At 55.9% G+C, this 18,862-nt stretch carries 18 protein-coding genes; 8 read left to right on the forward strand and 10 right to left on the reverse strand.

The genetic code is table 11. The features are described 5' to 3' along the window. Nucleotides 1–2,097 (reverse strand): elongation factor G, encoded by a 2,097-nt coding sequence (gene fusA / locus AC6I8W_RS13500; protein ID WP_497835424.1) that lies wholly within the window; start codon nt 2,095–2,097, stop codon nt 1–3. A gap of 202 nt (nt 2,098–2,299) precedes the next feature. Between fusA and AC6I8W_RS13505 the strand changes: the two genes are divergently transcribed. After that, nucleotides 2,300–3,211: a ketopantoate reductase family protein gene (locus AC6I8W_RS13505; RefSeq protein ID WP_497835425.1), complete on the forward strand. Its 912-nt coding sequence runs from the start codon at nt 2,300–2,302 to the stop codon at nt 3,209–3,211. 32 nt (nt 3,212–3,243) lie between these two features. Here the strand turns inward: AC6I8W_RS13505 and AC6I8W_RS13510 are convergent, their stop codons facing one another. Continuing rightward, complete coding sequence (locus tag AC6I8W_RS13510; protein WP_497835426.1) at nt 3,244–4,164, reverse strand: LysR family transcriptional regulator; 921 nt, start codon at nt 4,162–4,164, stop codon at nt 3,244–3,246. 116 nt (nt 4,165–4,280) lie between these two features. Between AC6I8W_RS13510 and AC6I8W_RS13515 the strand changes: the two genes are divergently transcribed. Genes AC6I8W_RS13515 through AC6I8W_RS13525 form a run of 3 tightly spaced genes read left to right on the forward strand, consistent with a single transcriptional unit; the run spans nt 4,281 to nt 7,061 of the window. Continuing rightward, on the forward strand, nt 4,281–5,720 hold the full coding sequence (locus AC6I8W_RS13515) for an NAD-dependent succinate-semialdehyde dehydrogenase (protein WP_497835427.1): 1,440 nt from the start codon (nt 4,281–4,283) through the stop codon (nt 5,718–5,720). A 10-nt stretch (nt 5,721–5,730) separates the two neighbouring features. Then, complete coding sequence (locus AC6I8W_RS13520; RefSeq protein WP_497835428.1) at nt 5,731–6,063, forward strand: carboxymuconolactone decarboxylase family protein; 333 nt, start codon at nt 5,731–5,733, stop codon at nt 6,061–6,063. 17 nt (nt 6,064–6,080) lie between these two features. Further along, nucleotides 6,081–7,061 (forward strand): NAD(P)H-quinone oxidoreductase, encoded by a 981-nt coding sequence (locus tag AC6I8W_RS13525; RefSeq protein ID WP_497835429.1) that lies wholly within the window; start codon nt 6,081–6,083, stop codon nt 7,059–7,061. An 8-nt stretch (nt 7,062–7,069) separates the two neighbouring features. Here the strand turns inward: AC6I8W_RS13525 and AC6I8W_RS13530 are convergent, their stop codons facing one another. Further along, nucleotides 7,070–7,843, reverse strand: coding sequence for a YdcF family protein (locus AC6I8W_RS13530; protein WP_497835430.1), 774 nt, complete (start codon nt 7,841–7,843; stop codon nt 7,070–7,072). A 97-nt stretch (nt 7,844–7,940) separates the two neighbouring features. Here AC6I8W_RS13530 and AC6I8W_RS13535 point away from each other — a divergent pair, with 97 nt between their 5' ends. Continuing rightward, nucleotides 7,941–8,999 (forward strand): LacI family DNA-binding transcriptional regulator, encoded by a 1,059-nt coding sequence (locus tag AC6I8W_RS13535; protein ID WP_497835431.1) that lies wholly within the window; start codon nt 7,941–7,943, stop codon nt 8,997–8,999. 54 nt (nt 9,000–9,053) lie between these two features. Here AC6I8W_RS13535 and tmaR read toward each other — a convergent pair whose 3' ends face one another. From tmaR to dacD, 4 genes are all read right to left on the reverse strand, one after another. Next, nucleotides 9,054–9,374 (reverse strand): PTS system regulator TmaR, encoded by a 321-nt coding sequence (tmaR, locus tag AC6I8W_RS13540; RefSeq protein ID WP_013509702.1) that lies wholly within the window; start codon nt 9,372–9,374, stop codon nt 9,054–9,056. Between the two features lie 160 nt (nt 9,375–9,534). Continuing rightward, entirely contained in the window at nt 9,535–10,593 is a 1,059-nt protein-coding gene (locus AC6I8W_RS13545; protein ID WP_497835432.1) for an FUSC family protein, read from the reverse strand. Nucleotides 10,594–10,763: 170 nt separating this feature from the next. After that, nucleotides 10,764–11,225, reverse strand: coding sequence for a GyrI-like domain-containing protein (locus AC6I8W_RS13550; protein WP_497835433.1), 462 nt, complete (start codon nt 11,223–11,225; stop codon nt 10,764–10,766). Between the two features lie 56 nt (nt 11,226–11,281). Next, nucleotides 11,282–12,448 (reverse strand): serine-type D-Ala-D-Ala carboxypeptidase DacD, encoded by a 1,167-nt coding sequence (gene dacD / locus AC6I8W_RS13555; RefSeq protein ID WP_497835434.1) that lies wholly within the window; start codon nt 12,446–12,448, stop codon nt 11,282–11,284. A 196-nt stretch (nt 12,449–12,644) separates the two neighbouring features. On the opposite strand from dacD, the gene sbcB reads away from it, so the two are divergent. Beyond that, entirely contained in the window at nt 12,645–14,066 is a 1,422-nt protein-coding gene (sbcB, locus tag AC6I8W_RS13560; RefSeq protein ID WP_497835435.1) for an exodeoxyribonuclease I, read from the forward strand. A 122-nt stretch (nt 14,067–14,188) separates the two neighbouring features. Here the strand turns inward: sbcB and AC6I8W_RS13565 are convergent, their stop codons facing one another. The 3 genes from AC6I8W_RS13565 to AC6I8W_RS13575 all read right to left on the reverse strand — a co-directional run bounded on the left by AC6I8W_RS13565 (nt 14,189) and on the right by AC6I8W_RS13575 (nt 17,335). Further along, the gene (locus AC6I8W_RS13565; protein ID WP_497835436.1) at nt 14,189–15,547 is read right to left on the reverse strand and encodes an APC family permease; all 1,359 of its coding nucleotides are present in this window, start codon (nt 15,545–15,547) and stop codon (nt 14,189–14,191) included. Then, nucleotides 15,537–15,710, reverse strand: a complete 174-nt coding sequence (locus tag AC6I8W_RS13570; protein ID WP_021185937.1) for a hypothetical protein — start codon at nt 15,708–15,710, stop codon at nt 15,537–15,539. The genes AC6I8W_RS13565 and AC6I8W_RS13570 overlap by 11 nt, the downstream gene beginning before the upstream one ends. Before the next feature lie 206 nt (nt 15,711–15,916). After that, on the reverse strand, nt 15,917–17,335 hold the full coding sequence (locus AC6I8W_RS13575; protein WP_497838191.1) for a glutamine synthetase family protein: 1,419 nt from the start codon (nt 17,333–17,335) through the stop codon (nt 15,917–15,919). A gap of 207 nt (nt 17,336–17,542) precedes the next feature. Between AC6I8W_RS13575 and puuD the strand changes: the two genes are divergently transcribed. Together puuD and puuR are read left to right on the forward strand one after the other, a co-directional pair. Then, nucleotides 17,543–18,307 (forward strand): gamma-glutamyl-gamma-aminobutyrate hydrolase, encoded by a 765-nt coding sequence (gene puuD / locus AC6I8W_RS13580; protein WP_497835437.1) that lies wholly within the window; start codon nt 17,543–17,545, stop codon nt 18,305–18,307. Continuing rightward, a complete protein-coding gene (gene puuR, locus AC6I8W_RS13585) occupies nt 18,304–18,861 on the forward strand; it encodes an HTH-type transcriptional regulator PuuR (RefSeq protein WP_497835438.1) in 558 nt (185 codons plus the stop codon). Before puuD ends, puuR begins: the two co-directional genes overlap by 4 nt. The last annotated feature ends 1 nt before the right edge of the window (nt 18,862 follow it).

The following is an 18,862-nucleotide window of genomic DNA, read 5'->3' on the forward strand; positions in this document are numbered from 1 at the left end:
TTAATGACGTGAAGCGATGATCGCGTCAGCAACGTTTTTCGGCGCTTCGGCGTAGTGGTTGAACTCCATGCTGTAGGTGGCGCGGCCCTGCGACATTGAACGCAGCGTGGTGGAGTAACCAAACATCTCCGCAAGTGGTACTTCAGCGTGAATAATACGTGCGCCAAAGCGTTCTTCCATCCCCTGCAAAGTGCCACGACGTGAAGAGAGATCACCCATAACGTTACCGGCATACTCTTCCGGGGTTTCCACTTCTACCTGCATCACCGGTTCAAGGATCACCGGATCGGCCTGTTTGGCTGCGGCTTTGAAGCCGAAAATGGCCGCCATGCGGAACGCCATCTCGGAGGAGTCGACATCATGATACGAACCAAAGGTCAGGGTCGCTTTGATATCCACCACCGGATAACCCGCCAGCACGCCGCTGTTTAGCGCTTCACGGATCCCCTTCTCGACTGAAGGAATAAATTCGCGCGGCACCACGCCGCCTTTGGTGGCATCCTCAAAGGCAAAACCGGCACCGGGCTGCTGCGGTTCCAGCGTCAGCACCACGTGGCCATATTGACCTTTACCGCCTGACTGGCGCACAAACTTACCTTCCACATCGCGTACCGTTTTACGGATGGTTTCGCGGTAAGTTACCTGCGGTCGGCCAATATTGGCTTCGACACCAAACTCGCGTTTCATGCGGTCAACGATAATCTCCAGATGCAGTTCGCCCATGCCGGAGATAATGGTCTGGCCCGATTCTTCATCAGTATGCAGACGGAACGACGGATCTTCTGCCGCCAGGCGCTGCAACGCCAGCCCCATTTTTTCCTGATCGCTTTTGGTTTTCGGCTCAATTGACAGCGAAATGACCGGATCCGGGAAATCCATGCGTTCCAGGGTGATCACTGCATTCGGGTCACACAGCGTTTCGCCGGTGGTGACCTCTTTCAAACCGACACAGGCCGCGATATCACCGGCACGGATCTCTTCGATTTCAATACGATCGTTCGCCTGCATCTGCACAATGCGGCCAATGCGCTCTTTACGCTCTTTCACCGCATTCCACACGCTATCGCCCTTACGCAGCACGCCGGAATAGACGCGCACAAACGTCAGCTGACCGACATAGGGATCGCTCATTAATTTAAACGCCAACGCGGAGAAGGGTTCGTCATCGTCGGCATGACGTTCAGCGTGTTCGCCACGTTCATCAATACCCGCCACTGGCGGCACATCGATCGGTGAAGGCATCAGCTCAATCACCGCATCCAGCATGCGCTGCACACCTTTGTTTTTGAACGCGCTACCGCACAGCATCGGCTGGATCTCATTCAGCAAGGTACGCTGGCGCAGACCGGCAATCACCTGCTCCTCGCTCAGATCACCCTGCTCAAGATACACATCCATCAACGCTTCACTGGCTTCTGCGGCGGCAGCCACCATATTTTCACGCCACTCGGCGGCCAGCGCCTGTAACTCATCCGGGATCGAGGCATAGCTGAAGGTCATGCCCTGAGTCGCATCATCCCAGTAGATGGCGCGCATTTTGGTCAGGTCGACCACGCCGGTAAAGTGTTCTTCGGCACCAATCGGGATCACAATCGGCACCGGATGGGCATGCAGACGATCTTTCATCATCTGCACCACACGGAAGAAATCCGCGCCCTGGCGGTCCATTTTGTTGACGAACGCGATGCGTGGCACATGGTATTTGTTGGCCTGACGCCAGACGGTTTCTGATTGTGGCTGCACACCGCCCACGGCGTCATACACCATCACCGCGCCGTCCAGCACGCGCATGGAACGTTCCACTTCGATAGTGAAATCGACGTGCCCGGGGGTGTCAATAATGTTGATACGGTGCGGGGCAAAGCTGCCATCCATACCGGGCCAGTAGCAGCTTACCGCTGCTGAGGTGATAGTGATCCCTCGCTCCTGCTCCTGTGCCATCCAGTCGGTGGTTGCCGCGCCATCGTGCACTTCACCCAGCTTATGGCTCATCCCGGTGTAAAACAGAATGCGCTCGGTGGTGGTGGTTTTACCGGCATCGATGTGCGCGGAAATGCCGATATTGCGATAACGTTCGATGGGTAGCGGTCGGGGCATGATGCGTCCTTAGTCAGTTCGACGGAAAAAAGCGGGCACCATTGCCCGCCGTTGCCCATCAGCTTAGACCTCGCGCTGGAAGAAATGCGAACAGATTGAGCTGTTTTTCATCAATCCTTTACATGCATACGCATTTGACCACTGGCATCCCTCAGCGCTGCGTTTTAAGGTAGGGGTCTCATTCACAACGGGAAACACAACCATGCGCATTCTGGTAGTCGGCGCCGGCGCAACCGGCGGGTATTTCGGTGCGCGTCTGGCGCAAGCAGGACGTGATGTGACTTTTCTGGTGCGCGAGCGCCGTTTTCAGCAGTTAAAAAATAACGGGATGGTGCTGAAAACCCCCGACAGCACCGAGACCCTGCACCCGCAACTGGTGCAGGCCGGAGCGCTGAACGGCAGCTATGACCTGATTATTCTGACGGTGAAAAGTTTTGGTCTGGCACAGGCGATGGAAGATATCGCTCCGGCCGTGGGTCCTGATACCCTGATCATGCCAATCCTTAACGGGATGCGACATATTGATACGCTGCAAAAACGCTTTGGTGACAAGGTGATAGGCGGCCTGTGTAAAATCAACGCCACCCTCGGTGAGGACGGTGAAGTGGTGCAGATGACACCGCTGCATATCCTGTACTACGGAGCGCTGAACGGTGATAACGATACGCGTCTGCAACGGGTGGATGAGACGTTGCGCGGCGCACAGTTCAACACCGTGTTTGCCGACAACATCAGCAGTGAGCTGTGGGAGAAATGGCTGCTGCTCAGCACCTTGGGGGCGGTCTGCTGCCTCGGGCGTGGCAATACCCAGCAGATCCTGACATCACAGGGCGGTGAAGCGTTGTTGCAGGGCATCTTCGGCGAGGTGCTGAAGGTAATAAGCGCCGAAGGCTATCTGGAGCGTCCGGCAGTGACGGCGAAGATTTTTGAGACGCTGAATAACCCGGCCACGCCTATGACCTCGTCGATGTACCGTGATCTGACCCAGGGCTTTGATATCGAGGCCGACCAGGTCATCGGCGACCTGGTGGCACGTGCCACGAGGAACGGTGTTGCCACGCCGCTGCTGAATGCCGTGTATGTCAATTTGCAGGTGTATCTGAAAAACCGTTAATCCACATCGTAGCGGCGCGATTTATCGCGCCGCTACGCCACCGACCAGATAGCCGGGTTGCCGATGCGGGCGCGCAGCGTATCAAGAAACAGCGTGACACGTGCCGGGGGATGGCGTAACGCGCGTAACGCGTAGATCCCGGTTGCTGCCTGCGGCTGAGCTGACCACTCCGGGAAAATCTGCTGCAATACCCCAGCCTTGATATCTTCTCCTACCACCCAATCGGGCAGATAAGCGATACCCAATCCCTCCACCGCCGCCAGCCGCATCCCTTCAAAATCGTCACAGCCAAATACTGGTGCAGTGTTGGATGCCCGAGTCGGATGCCCCAGCACCGCAGACCAACACAACAGATCGGAGCCGTGCAATTTGTCGATCAGCCGATGCGCGGCCAGATCGGCCAGCGTGGCAGGTCTGCCCTGCTGCGCCAGATACGCCGGACTGGCGCACAACACGCGGGTTTGTATGGCAATGCGGCTGCCAATCAGGGTGCTATCCGCCATATCGCCGATGCGGATCACCAGGTCCAGCCGCTCTGCCACCGGGTCTGCCAACCTTTCGGTCAGATCCAGTTCCAGACGCAAATCCGGGTGCTGGCGCGCCAGCTCACCCATCACTGGCAGCACGTAGCGCTTGCCAAAGGTCGGATAACACGCCACGCGTAAGATCCCGGTGACTTCTCCTTTCATCGACGCCAGCTCCTGCTGCACATCCACCAGCGAGTCCAGAATCTGTCGGGCGCGAATCAGCAAGGCCTCACCCGCATCGGTCAGGGTGAGATGGCGGGTGGAGCGCAGAAACAACGGCGTATCAAGATGCGCTTCCAGTGCGTCAATCTGGCGGCCAATCGACGAGGGCGTACGGCCACGGCGCCGCCCGGCGGCAGAAAAACTACTCTCACGGGCTACGTCAACGAAGACGCCAAGGAACTCGGCAAATTTCTCTGATTGCATCTGTGCATTTCTTGCATAGCTGTTGTGGGGAGAAGCCATCTTATCAGCGAAGCGCCCTGGGCTTAACCTTCTTCTCAACGCAAATCAACAACATCATCCATCTGAGGAAGAAGACCATGCAAAACCCAACTTATGATTCACTTTACCTGTTCATCAATGGCAACTGGCTGAGCGCCGACGATCGCGATACCGCCGCAGTGGTGAACCCGGCCACTGGCAGCGTACTGGGTCGTGTGCCGCTGGCGACCGAAGCCGATCTGGCGCTGGCGCTGGAAGTAGCACGCGACAGCTTTGACGTCTGGCGTCACACCGTCCCTGCCGAACGGGCGCGCATTATGAAACGTGCAGCAGAGCTGATGCGCGAACGTGCTGAGCATATCGCCACGCAGATGACCCTTGAAGAAGGTAAGCCGCTGAACGAGAGCCGTGATGAAGTGCAACGCGCCGCCGAATACTTCGAATGGTTCGCCGAAGAAGCCCGTCGCATTCATGGCCGCGTAGTGCCAGCCAATCGCCCCGGCGTGCAACAACTGGTGAAACGTCAGGCCATTGGTCCGGTGGCCGCCTTCACCCCGTGGAACTTCCCCGCCATCACCCCGGCACGCAAACTCTCTGCCGCGCTGGCAGCCGGGTGCAGCGTGATTCTGAAACCTGGCGAAGAAAGTCCGGCAACCGCACTGGCGCTGGCCCGCTGCCTCGACGAGGCAGGTCTGCCGAAAGGGGTGCTGCAAATTGTCTTCGGTGTACCAGATAAAGTCTCTTCACAGCTCATCGCTTCACCGATCATTCGCAAAGTGGCCTTTACCGGTTCGGTTCCGGTGGGTCGTCTGCTATCAGAACGTGCCGCTGCCGGAGTGAAACCCATCACCCTCGAACTGGGGGGACACGGCCCGGTGCTGGTGTTTGCCGATGCCGATATCGATGCCGCCGCCGCAGGGGGTGCCGCCAACCGTTTCCGTGGCACCGGCCAAATCTGTATCTCTTCCACCCGCTTTCTGATTCAGCGTCCGGTGTATGAACGCTTTGTGGCGGCCTTTGTCGCGGCAACTGCGAAGCTGGTGATCGGTGACGGTATGGATGCGGGGACGCAGGTTGGCCCGCTGGCGAATCAACGCCAACTGGAAAAGATGGAGTTGCTGGTGGCGGATGCGGTCGCCCAGGGCGCAAAAGTGCTGATCGGTGGCAAACGTATTGATGGTCCCGGTTATTTCTTCCAGCCCACGGTGCTGGCGGATGTGCCGATGAGCGCCCGCATCATGCATGAAGAACCGTTCGGCCCGATTGCCGTGATGCGCCCCTTCGACACGCTGGAAGATGGACTGGAAGAAGCCAATCGTCTGCCCTACGCGCTGTCAGCCTATGCCTTTACCCGTGATGCCCGTACCGCCATTGATGTGGGCGACGGCCTCGAAGCCGGGATGATCGGCATCAACCAGTACCGCATCATCGCCACCGAGTTACCGTTCGGTGGGATGAAAGAGAGCGGACATGGTTCAGAGGGCGGCACCGAAGGCATTGAACATTACCTGACCAACAAATTTATCAGCCAGATTTAAGGAGATGACCATGAAACCGATTGATTTTACCAGCCCGCGCGCTGCCGCTCGTCCGTTTACCCCGAAACTGGCAGATTTTGTTGAGCAGCCGCTCTATTCGGCGGTGTGGAAAGATGCGGATCTGGCCCCGCGTGACCGCAGCCTGATTACCATCGCCTGTCTGATTGCGCTGAATCACGCTAATGAGCTGCCCGCGCATCTGCGTCGGGGGATCGAAAACGGCCTGACACAAACTGAATTAAGCGCAGTGATTACCCATATGGCGTTCTATGCCGGTTTCCCGGCCGCCATTACTGCGTCAGCCTATGCCAACGCCACCTTTGCCGACGACCAGACCAATTGATATTTAAGGAAAAGACCATGAAAGCCATTACATTTGATCAGTTTGGACCGGCCGAGGTGTTAACTCTGAACGAGGTCGCGGAACCGGTACTGCGCCCACAGGATTTGCTGGTGCGTACCCGTGCCGCCGGTGTCAACCGTGCCGATCTCACCCATCGTCGTGGCGGCTATGGCCGACCTGATTTCGGTGATTCCACCCTCATGGGGCTGGAGATCGCCGGTGATGTGATTGCCGTCGGTGCCGAGGTTAGCGGCTTCAAGGTCGGCGACCGTGTGATGGGGATTGTCGGCGGCGGCGCTTACGCGGAAGTGGCGCGGATTGATTACCGCATGGCGATGCCGATCCCTGACAGCCTTAACTACGTTCAGGCAGCGGCCATCACCGAAGTGTTCGTCACCGCCAATGAAGCGCTGGTCAATCTCGGTAAGTTGCAGGCCGGGGAAACGGTGCTGATCCATGCCGGTGCTGGCGGCGTGGGCGGTGCGGCGGTTCAGCTGGCACACGCCATCGGAGCCACGGTGATCACCACCGCCCAGGCCAATGCTCACCAGTTGGTACGGCGCATGGGGGCGGATTATGTTATCGATTATGTGCATGAGGATTTCGCCACGGTGGTCGACAGCCTGACGGAGAAACGGGGGGTTGACCTGATCCTCGACTTTATCGGTGCGCCCTACTTCGAACGCAACGTCAATGCACTCAACTTCGGCGGTCGTCTGGTACAGATCGGCATTATGGGCGGTATCGAAAATGCCAAAATCCCACTGGACCGGCTGCTGTATCGCCACCTGCAAATTTTCGGCACAGTGATGAAATCGCGCAGTCAGGAGGTTAAACACGCGATGTCACAACGCTTCCGTGATCGCTGGTTGTCCGAATTCGGTACAGAGGGACTGACACCGATTATCGACAGTGTCTATCCCCTTGCTGAAGCGGCTGCGGCGCACCAACGCATGGAAGAAGGCCTTAACGTCGGGAAAATCGTGTTGACGGCGTAGCAGGTTAATTATCCATTGATGCGCGCCTGCACCCCTGGCAGGCGCATCAATCTTTGCCAGCCCGCTTCGACCTCTTCCGGCACCTCAACATGACCAAAGAACCCTTTACCACGCGGGCCATAACCGTTTTCATCATCGCGCAGGCGCTGCACTTCTCCCATCAGCAGCGAGAGGAAACGCTCCATTGACCATAACCCCTGCGGCGGCGCGCCGATTATGCGTAGCATACCGGCGTCCATCATCACCTGTGGGGTGAACACCGGCCAACTGATAAATTCCGGCGCATCAGCACGGTCACGCCACTGCCAGCGGAAGGTTTCCCAGGTTCGACGCTGCATCAGCGGGTCCTGCACCAGAATCACCCGCTGCGGCTGCCACTGCAACTGGTCCAATAACTGCTGGCTGAAGGCCGCATTTTCGCCACAGTTGCGCGATTTATCTTCCAGCAACAACTGATCGTCCGGCAGCGCAGCAAACAGGCGTGCCATATCGCCCAGCATTGCCGCTTCGCTTTTACCAAAGGTAGCGATTTGCCGATACAGCGGATGCGCTGCCATCATCTGCGCCAGCAACGGCGTGGAGTGGCCGATGCCACCGCTGATCAGTAACGGCAGCTGGTATTTTTTTGCCAGCGCCACCACACCTTCAATATTTGGTAACACCGCGTGCCCGGCCAGTATTGCCAGATCGGCCTCCAGCGTACCTTCCTGTGGGATATGATCCAGCGCCAGCCATGCCGCCAGCGTATTGATATCCTGAATATGTTCACCACTAAGCTTCATTACATTCTCCTTCGTTATCACCTTCAGTGTACGCCTTCTAACCACGCCGGCAGGGAAAAATTTGCTACACTCGCAGCTTCATCTTCAGGAGAGATCAATGACTTCGCGCTCCGTAACCCTCGATGACGTTGCCCAACTGGCGGGGGTTTCCTACCAGACCGTCTCCCGCGTGCTTAACCGTGCCGCGCAGGTCTCACCCCGGACTCGCGCCAAAGTGGAAGCGGCGATGCAGCAACTCAACTATGTGCCGAACCGCGTGGCGCAGCAGCTGGCCGGAAAAGCGACGCGCACGCTGGGGCTGGCGACCAGCAATCTGGCGCTGATGGCACCGGCGCAGATTGCCTCCGCCATCCAGCAACGTGCCACGGCGCTCGGTTACCATCTGGTGATTGCCATGACCGCAGGCAACGCGCAGGACACGGTACATGAACTACTGGCGCAGCGGGTCGATGCGCTGCTGATCAATCTGCCGCTGGATGCGGCCGAAGCGGAGCTAATTCAGCAGCAGTGCGGTACCAAACCCGCGTTGTTTCTTGATGTCGAACGTAGCGCCGGGGTGGCGCAATGCCAGTACCTGAGCGAGTCAGGTGCGCAGCAGGCGGTGGATCATCTGGTGGCGCTCGGTCATCGGCAGATTGGCGTCTTGAATGGCCCGGCGAGTTCTGCCTCGGCGCGCGCCCGTTTTCAAGCCTGGCAGCAGGCGCTGGCCACCCATCAACTGGAAGCCTGTCGCGTACTGCAAGGTGACTGGAGCGCGGCATCGGGTTATCAGGCATTACTCAGGCAGTTACCTCACGCCCTGCCGCAGGCGCTGTTGGTGGCAAACGACCAAATGGCGCTGGGTGCCATGCGCGCGCTGCACCAGCATGGCGTGCGTATTCCTGGTGAGATTTCGTTGATTGGTTATGATGACACCGTTGAGAGTGCCTGGTACCAGCCTCCGCTCACCACGGTGCGCCAGGATTTGCAGCTGTTGGGCGCGGAGAGCGTGGATCGTGTGCTGGCGTTGCTGGAGAAGAGCAAGGTAGCAATGCCGCCGCTGGAGACTCAACTGGTGATCAGAGAAACCACCGCCGCACCGCAGCAAAACGGGCTGGATGTGGCCGAGGTGGCGCAGCAGTTACAGGCACTAGCCAGAAGGTTAATGCATCCGTAACGGCGCAGGTGTATTTCGGTGGGAAAAACTCAGGGGCCATACGGCCCCTGAATGTTATTGCGGTTTCGGTTCGCCCATCGCTTTGAGCTTTTTCGATAGCTCGCGACGCTCTTTAGAGAGGTCGGCGTTTTTGATGATGTACTCGTCCACGCGATCTTCATAATCCACGCGCATGCTGGCGATGATTTCCTGAATCGCCTCAACGCTCATGCCCGGTTTGATGTATTCGCTCAGGTTGTCCAGCAGCAACACACGTTTCTGGTTATCACGGATTTTCTTTTCGTTGTCCGTAATTTCGCGCTGCAGTTTGTTTTTACGACGAAACATACGCACAAACTCCAGAACGTCCTGAAATGATTGCTTGGCATTTTCCATGTTGGCACCTTTCTTTGGGCCTGCCTCGGCAGGCGGAATAGTCATAAGCTCAGCTTAGCGGCTTGCCAGCCTTAAAAGCAATTGTCACCGCTAGAATCGGACTGGCTATTATCTTAGCGCAAAGAAAGAGCGATTCACATTAAGTCATTGCCCCGGAAAACTATTTACGTAACGCCAGGCGAACCAGGTCCGTCATACGCTCCAGCTGACGCGCCTGTTCGAGGCTCAGCCACACATAACCGTAGATCGAGGTGGTTTCCAGTTGTTTGCTGCCATTGGCAATCAACTGCTCCAGTTCCTGCATGATGCTGCCCAGTTCGTGGCTGTTGGCCGTTACCTGCTCCGTCTCCCCTTTCACCATTAACACCGCCAGCGCATTCAGGGTGTTTTCCGTCATTTGCTGCGTGCGGCGCAGGGTCGGTGCGTTGAGCAGCAAATAGTGGCTCTCGCGTGACGCCCACCACGCATCAATTTGCATCTGCATGGTGTTAACCATATTACGGTTGATGGTCTGAATGGCTTCAAACACCGATTTGGGAATGCGTGTTTCTTTACTGGCCGGTTCCAGCAAGGCACGCATCTTGATCACGTTGGTGAGCAGCTTCTGGAACGGTTTGTTCAGGCGCGGCTTGTCCACCAGGTTAGCGGAGAAGCCGGTATGATGAATTTTCGCCATGCTGATAAAGGCGTCCGACAACTGGATGCGCCAGTGGGTATAAGCGCGCTGCGCCCAGATAGCAGTAAACAGCAGCGCCATCAGCGATCCGAGAATCACATCGCCACCACGCCATAACGCGACGGTGAAATCCCCTGCCGGTGCGCCAACCACGACGCTGAGGGTGATACCAATTAACAGCGCCATATACGGATGTTTACCGAGGGTGAGATAACCACAAATCACCATCACCGCAAAACACCACACCAGCATCACTGGCAAGGATATCAACTCCAGCTTCAGCGCGATCAATCCGGAGATCGCCCCGGCAAAGGTGCCAATAATGCGCTGCACTACGCGCGGAAAGACGTTACCCCAGGTCGAGATTGGCCCCATCACCACCACCAGCGTAATCAGTGGCCAGGTGCCTTCCGGAATGTCCGTCAGACGGACAAACAAAAAGCTCAGGACAAAAGCGATAGCGATACGCACGCCGTGTACGGCGCGATAGTGGCGGTAGAACCAGAACTCAATCGACGAAATGGGCTTGTCAGCACGTAACATGATTATCCGGGTGCGGGAAAATTTTGCGCGCTATGTTACCCTGGCGAAACCAGATCCCTTAACACCTGACACGCGTTTTTCCTGACTTTTTGACCACTGCTTACAAAAATCAACATCAGCGCAACATCCACTTTCCTTAGAATAAACATGGATGTAACTCCGCCCCCTTTTTAGCGCGGCCGCACCGGGATGTACATGTTCAGCAACCAGTTGCCACTTTGCGTTCCGTCAGAAAGATAGTGTTCATAACAGGGACGATCATCCACCTGCCAGTCACTGCGCGCCTGCAATTGCGCGAAAAATGCGCTCCAGGCTGCGAAGAAGTCGTTATTAAGCACTTCCGTGCAGGTGTGGAAATAATGGCCACCGGCCAGGGTGCCATGCTGAATATCGTCCCCCGCCGCCAGCGCATAATCAGCCGGGACGGTCAGCACCGTTTCTACCCTGAGTTCTTCCGGGGGCAGTTCCTGCGGATTGCCGTAATAGATAGCCATCCACTCCCCTTGCAGCGCATGACGTGCCACCCAGACTTTCAACTGAGCAAAACCCTGCGGCACCGTTTCCTGCCACGGACCTTGCAGGTGATAACCGACCCAATGCTGAGCCGGACGTTCTACAACAGATGTTTTCATGATTAACCTCGGTATCAGGGAATCAATCCAGTACTGATACCGAAGTTAGTCCATGCTTACAGTTTTTGCTTCAGGTAATCTTCAATTCGCGTCACGATACCCGCTTTATCTACCGCGTTAAGCGCGTAGAGTGGATAGCTCGCCAGCTGTTTATCTTTATCGATCACCTGAATCTCGCCGATCTGTTCATTGGCCTTTAACGGCGCTTCCAGATCTTTGCGGTCGATAATGTATTTAGCTTTGACGTTCTGCACTTCACCTCGCGGCAGTGACAGATAAATATCCTGCGTAGTGCCTACATCGACATGATGCGGGTTGCCGTACCAGACGTTTTCCGTGCCGATTTTTTTCCCGGCGTGGAACAATTGAACGGTATCAAAGCTATTTTGCCCCCACACCAACAGTTTACGTGCCTGCTCCTCGCGCCCTTTCGAGCTTTTCCCCCCCATGATCACCGCAATCAGGCGATGTTGGCCGACAATACTTGAGGCGATGATGTTAAAACCGGCGGTTTCGGTATGGCCGGTTTTCAGTCCATCAACGTGCAGGGTGTTATCCCACAGCAACCCATTACGATTGTTCTGGGTGATGCCATTCCAGGTAAGTGTTTTCTCGCTGTACATGGCATAGAAATCGGGTTCACCGCTAATGATGGCGCGTGACAACACAGCCAGGTCACGGGCGGTGGTGTGCTGACCCGGCGCATCGAGACCGTGGACGGTTTCAAAGTGGGTGTGCGTCAGTCCAAGCTTCTGCACATAGTTGTTCATCATGGTGACAAAATTTTGCTGGCTACCCGCCACATAATCGGCCAACGCCACACAAGCATCGTTACCGGAGTCGATAATCACCCCGCGGCTCAGGTCACGCACCGTGACCTTATCGCCGGGCTTGAGGAACATCAGCGAGGAACCTTTGAATACCGGGTTGCCTGCCGCCCATGCATCTTTACCCACCGTCACCACATCGTCGCGGCTGATTTTGTGTTGGTCGATGGCGCGATCCACCACATAGCCGGTCATCAGCTTGGTGAGGCTGGCCGGGTTACGCTCCTCATCGGGATTTCCGGCAGTAAGAATCTGACCGGTGGTGGCGTCCATCAGGACCCAGGAAGCCGCATCAATCGACGGAGGCGTCAGGGGGAACGGCATACTGTCGTCAGCCTGCGCCAGCGATGCCCAAACAATCATTCCAGAAACAGTAACCAGCAGACGCCTTTTCAACACTTCTTCCTCAAAAAATGAATTTACCGCCGCACGTTTTACGGCAAATGGCTTCAAGAGGTTTGAATAAATTGAAAAAAAGTATGAACTGAGGACGAATTCTGCGCGCTGGCACGCAGAGCAGCGGAGGAAGGTTGTACTGCGTCAGCCGGGCGACTATCCTGTGCGTTGATTTTACCACTGCCAGGATAACGCCGTGTCCGCCTCCGACTTCACCTTTTTGTTCCACGATTATGAAACCTTCGGCAAGAGTCCTTCACTGGACCGTCCGGCACAGTTTGCCGGGTTACGTACCGACAAAGATTTCAATGCCATAGGTGAGCCGCAGGTATTTTATTGCCAGCCCGCAGATGATTACCTGCCACAGCCGGAAGCGGTGATGATCACCGGTATTACGCCGCAAACCGCACAGACACGCGGCGTAACGGAAGCCGCCTTTGCCGAACGCATCCACGGCATCTTTAGCGAGCCACAAACCTGCGTGGTGGGTTACAACAACGTGCGTTTCGATGACGAAGTCACTCGCAACATTTTTTATCGTAATTTCTTCGATCCCTACGGCTGGAGTTGGCAGAACGGCAATTCCCGTTGGGATCTGCTCGATGTGATGCGCGCCTGTTATGCGCTGCGTCCGGAAGGGATTGTCTGGCCGGAAAATGATGACGGCTTCCCCAGCTTTAAGCTGGAACACCTGACCAAAGCCAACGGCGTGGCCCACGAACAGGCGCACGATGCGATGTCTGACGTTTACGCCACATTAGCGATGGCAAAGCTGGTTAAAGAGAAGCAACCAAAACTGTTTGAGTTCCTGTTTACTCATCGTAATAAACAGAAACTGATGACGCTGATCGATATCCCACAGATGAAGCCACTGGTGCATGTCTCGGGGATGTTCGGCGCAGCACGTGGCAATACCAGCTGGATTGTGCCGCTGGCATGGCACCCGGATAACCGTAACGCGCTGATCGTGGTGGATCTCGCAGGAGATATGAGTCCATTGCTGGCGCTGTCGCCTGATGAGCTACGTGAGCGACTGTATACCCGCCACAGCGATCTGGGCGACCAGGCGGCGGTGCCGATCAAACTGGTGCATATCAACAAATGCCCGGTGCTGGCCCCGGCGAATACCCTGCGCCCGGAAGATGCTGAACGCCTGAATATCGATCGTCAGCACTGCCTCGCCAATCTCGCCCTGCTGCGCCAGCATGCAGAAGTTCGTGAGAAAGTGGTGACGCTGTTTGCCGAAGCGGAACCTTTTCCCCCCTCGGATGATGTGGATGCGCAGCTGTATAACGGTTTTTTCAGCGATGCCGATCGGGCAGCAATGAATATCGTGCGCCAGACACCACCGCAGAATTTACCCGCGCTGGATTTAACCTTTGATGATAAACGTATCGCGAAGCTGTTGTTCCGCTATCGTGCGCGCAATTTCCCCGGCACGCTGGATGACGCTGAGCAGCAGCGCTGGTTACAGCATCGTCGTGAAGCGCTGAATGCAGAGCGCGTGCAGGCGTTTCTGCTGGAGCTGGAGTCGTTGGCAAGTTTGCATGAAGGGAATGCAGAGAAGCTGGCTTTGTTAAAAGCGCTGTATTTGTATGCGCAGGAACTGGTGTCGTAATTACCTTCAAAACATAACGTAGCGGCGCGATTTATCGCGCAATTCCGTGCGCAGTGCCGGTAAAACCTGCGCGATAAATCGCGCCGCTACGGCAAGGTGCGCATTGCGCGCACCTTGCAGAATCACACTTCTTCGCTGTACTGCGGCACCGGGTTGCGGAAGGTGCGCGTAACAAACGCGAGGTAAATAATCCCCACGGCGGCCCAGACCAGACCCAATACCATTGAGGTCTCTTCCAGGTTGATCCACAGCGCACCAACCGTCATGGCACCCAACACCGGCAGCACCAGGTAGTGGAGGTGATCTTTCAGCGTTTTGTTGCGCTTCTCACGGATCCAGAACTGGGCAATCACCGACAGGTTCACAAAGGTAAACGCCACCAGCGCACCGAAGTTAATCAGTGCAGTGGCGGTAACCAGGTCGAAGTTGATCGCCAGCAACGCAATGGCACCGACCAGCAACACGTTCAGCGACGGAGTACGCCATTTCGGGTGGACATAGCCGAAGAAACGTTCCGGGAACACGCCATCGCGGCCCATTACATACATCAGACGGGAAACACCGGCGTGCGCCGCCATACCCGATGCCAGCACCGTGACCACCGAGAAGATCAGGATGCCGATCTGCAACGCTTTACCGGCAACAAACAGCATGATTTCCGGCTGTGATGAGTCCGGATTCTGGAAACGCGAGATATCCGGGAAGTACAGTTGCAGGAAGTAAGACACCGCAATAAAGATCACACCACCAATCAACGCGGTGAGGAAAATCGCACGCGGAATGGTACGCTCAGCATCTTTGGTCTCTTCCGACAGCGAACTGATACCGTCAAAGCCGAGGAACGAGAAACACAAAATGGTCGCACCGGTGATCATTGGCACCACATGGGCATCCGGCGACCAGAACGGTTTGCTGCTGGTCAGCGTACCGGCCCCGACACCGTGGACAACACCGTAAATCACCATGCCGGTAATCACGATCATCACCAATACCTGCAACACCACAATCACGCTGTTGAAGTTAGCCACGGTTTTAATGCCGCGCAGGTTGGAGAGCGTCATGAAGCCCACCAGCAACACGACAAAAATCCACGACGGGATCCCCGGCACCAGCGTTTCGAAATAGCTTTTTGCCAGCAGGATATTGATCATCGGCATGAACAGATAGTCCAGCAGGGATGACCAGCCCACCATAAAGCCAACGTGTGGGCTGATGGCCTTCTGTGCATAGGTATAAGCGGAGCCCGCAGATGGGAAGCGGCGTACCAGCTTACCGTAGCTAATAGCAGTGAACAGAATGGCGACCAGCGCGAACGCGTACGCAGTGGCGACGTGCCCGTCGGTCAGACCGGATACGATGCCGAAGGTATCAAACAGGGTCATCGGCTGCATATACGCCAGACCCATCATGACCACCGGGATCAGGGTCAGGGATTTTTTCAGATGTGCACGCTGCGGTGCGGCGGAGGTATTAAGCGACATCGTTCAGCCCCCCTACAGCAACAACCTGACTGGGTTGTACCACAGGGAAACTGCGCAAATTGCGACAGGAGGTGGGTTGATAAGCAAGAGTGCTCATCACAGCGCCGTAGTCATCACGAAAGCGAGAACCAGCCAGCGCTGGTGCAGTTGAAAACATCCCCATCTTTTTTCCTCAAAATCTCACGCACAACGCGTGTTTGTAGTGTCTATCTATCCGGATGCGTGTCCGGCCTCGGTTAAATTAGAGTGAAATCACTATGCAAAAAATAACCGACGCGATAAGCGTCGGCTATGTTGGCATTTTGCAGGGCGCATATTTTGCCTTAATTACTGGCATCAATACAAGATGTTGCACTAAATCTTCCCGCGTCAGGCGTTCTTCAGCATCCAGTCAATCTCAGTGGCGGTGATAAGTCGCTCAAACTGCATCAGTTCATACTGTTTGCAGCTGTGCCACACGGCGCTGAAACGCTCGCCCAGCAGCTTCTGGAGCGGATAGCTGTTCTCAAATTCGTACAGTGCATCGCTTTGACGAATCGGCAGCGCCAGGCCTTCCGCCTCATGGCCGTTGCCTTTCACCGGATGTGGCAGCGGCAGTTGATTGTCCAACCCGTGCACAATACCGGCAAGAATGGTTGACACCACCAGATAAGGATTGGCATCAGCACCGGCAACACGGTATTCAACGCGATGATTATCAACATCACCGCAAGGAATACGCAACGCTACGGTGCGGTTGTTGTGCCCCCATGACGCCTGTAACGGGACAAAGGCATCCGGCAGGAAGCGGCGGTAAGCATTAACGTTGGGGGCCAGCAGCGCCATTGAAGCCGGCATCAAATCGATCATCCCCGCCAGGGCGCGTTTCAACAACGGTGAGTCGCTGCCATCGTCCAGAGAAAAGGCGTTGTGATCGGCCGCATCCAGCATACTGATATGGACGTGCATGCCACTGCCAGCGTACTCCTCATAGGGTTTCGCCATAAAGGTTGCCGTCATGCCGTGGTTTTCCGCCACCTGGCGAACCAGACGTTTGAGCTGGATAGCATGATCGCAGGCTTTCAGCACATCCCGCGAGTGATGTAGATTGATCTCGAACTGTCCGGGGGAGGCCTCTGCCAGCGCCCCATCGGCAGGGATCCCCTGCTGCTTCGCCAAATCGTCAATATCCCGCAATACATCGGCAAAGTGATCGAGATTATCCACTGAATAGACCTGGCTTTGCATGTTGCGCTCATCACTGCCTGGCGCGCACGGCGGCTGGATGTAACCCTCCGCATCACGTTTTTTATCGACCAGATAGAACTCCAGCTCTACCGCTACCACCGGAAAGAGTCCCCGATTGCGCAGCTGTTGCCACAAATGATTGAGGACATTACGGGGTTCAACGTCAAAGGGAGTGCCATCTTGGTTACACATGGTCAGCATCAGTTGCGCGACGCGTTGCGGGTCGGCAGCGGAAGGCATTAAAGAACCGGGAACAGGAAAGCAGATATTATCTGGCTCGCCGAGCGCCTGTCCCAGTCCGGCCTCTTCGACGGTGTTACCCAGAATATCCATAGCGAAAACCGAAGCCGGGAAGTAACACCCTTTTTCCAGTTTTGCCAGCGCTGATACGGGAATGCGCTTACCGCGAAATACCCCATTCAGATCGTTAAGAAGAATATCGACATACTGCGTTTCAGGATGGCGTTCCAGCCAGGTTTTCACCTCCAGCTGGAACGCGCTGGTTCGCTTCTCTTCACTATGTCGCGTGAAGTCTTCTACTTCTACGAGGTTCGTCATGATCCCACCCGCCCTTTACCGTTTATCAGGTTTGCGCAATGCTCAAAATAACATCCACAAATCTAAGATAGCTCCTGGAGAAAAAGTGTGCAAATGTAACAAATCTGTTTGAAGATTAGCCAGCCGGTTGCTAGATTGACATTATATTGCACACTTTTACGTCAGGTGCGCTCTATCGGCGAAAATATTGAACAGCGACACGGAGACGTGATGGGCATTATTTTTGACAAACCCTTGATTGGCGTAGTGATGTGTCAGAATAACATCGGCAGCCATCCGGGTCAGACCGTCCATAACAAGTATCTTGATGCTATCGTGCTCGCCGGTGGCCTGCCTCTCCCTTTGCCGCATCAGCTGATGCACGCCCCTCATCTATTAGAAAACAGTATGACGTTGCTGGATGGCATCCTGCTGACCGGCAGCCCGAGTAACATTGAACCCTGGCATTATGGCGAGGAAGGATTGGAGCCACATGCCGATCCGGCGCGCGACCGCCTCGCCTTCGGACTGATTACCCATGCGGTGGGTAAAAAGATGCCGATATTTGGCATTTGCCGGGGGTTGCAGGAGATGGTGGTGGCGAATGGCGGCGCGCTGCATCGCTATCTTCATCTCACCCATCAATTCCAGGAGCATCGCGAGGATGACACGCTGCCGCTGGAACAACAATATGCCCCCGTGCATGAGGTAAAACCGGAAGCCGATGGCCTGCTCAGCCAATTGCTCGGTAGCGATGTCGCATTTGCGGTGAATTCGCTCCATCAACAGGGGATCCGTGAACCCGGCCCCCAATTGCGCATCGAGGCGCGCGCGGCCGATGGCCTGCCAGAAGCGGTAAGTTTGCGTCACCACCCGTTTGCCCTGGCGGTACAGTGGCATCCGGAGTGGCATTCGACCGATGATCCGGTTTCGCGCCAGTTGTTCGAAGCATTTATTCACGCCGCAGTTCGTTATCACAAGGAAAAACGACCATGAACGACGCCACTCTGGCGCCCGGACGACGTTTATCGCAAATCCGGCAGGAGTTGGGATTGTCTCAGCGTCGCGTCGCTGAGTTGTCAGGTTTGACCCATAGCGCTATCAGCACCATTGAGCAGGACAAAGTCAGCCCGGCGGTAAGTACCCTGCAAAAACTGCTTAAGGTGTACGGGCTATCGCTGTCGGAATTTTTCTCTGAACCGAAGCAGGACCATACGCCACGGGTGATTGTCCGCCCCGATGATCGGGTAGAGATTGGCAGCCTGGGGGTATCGTTGCAGCTGATTGATAATGGCGCATCGCAGCGCGCACTGGCGATGCTGCTGGAGCATTACGCGCCAGGTTCCAGTACCGGTGAAAAGCTACGCCATCCCGGTGAAGAGACAGGGACGGTACTGGAAGGTGAAATCACGCTGGTGGTGAATGGTCAGAGTTATCACCTGTATGCCGGTGAAAGCTACGTTATTGATACCGGTTTGCCGCACAGTTTTACCAATATGTCCGATCAGCCGTGCCGAATTGTGAGCGCCCATTCGCCGGCAAATTTCTGAG

This window comes from Pantoea sp. X-Soil-TKNS-1211 (assembly GCF_059730495.1).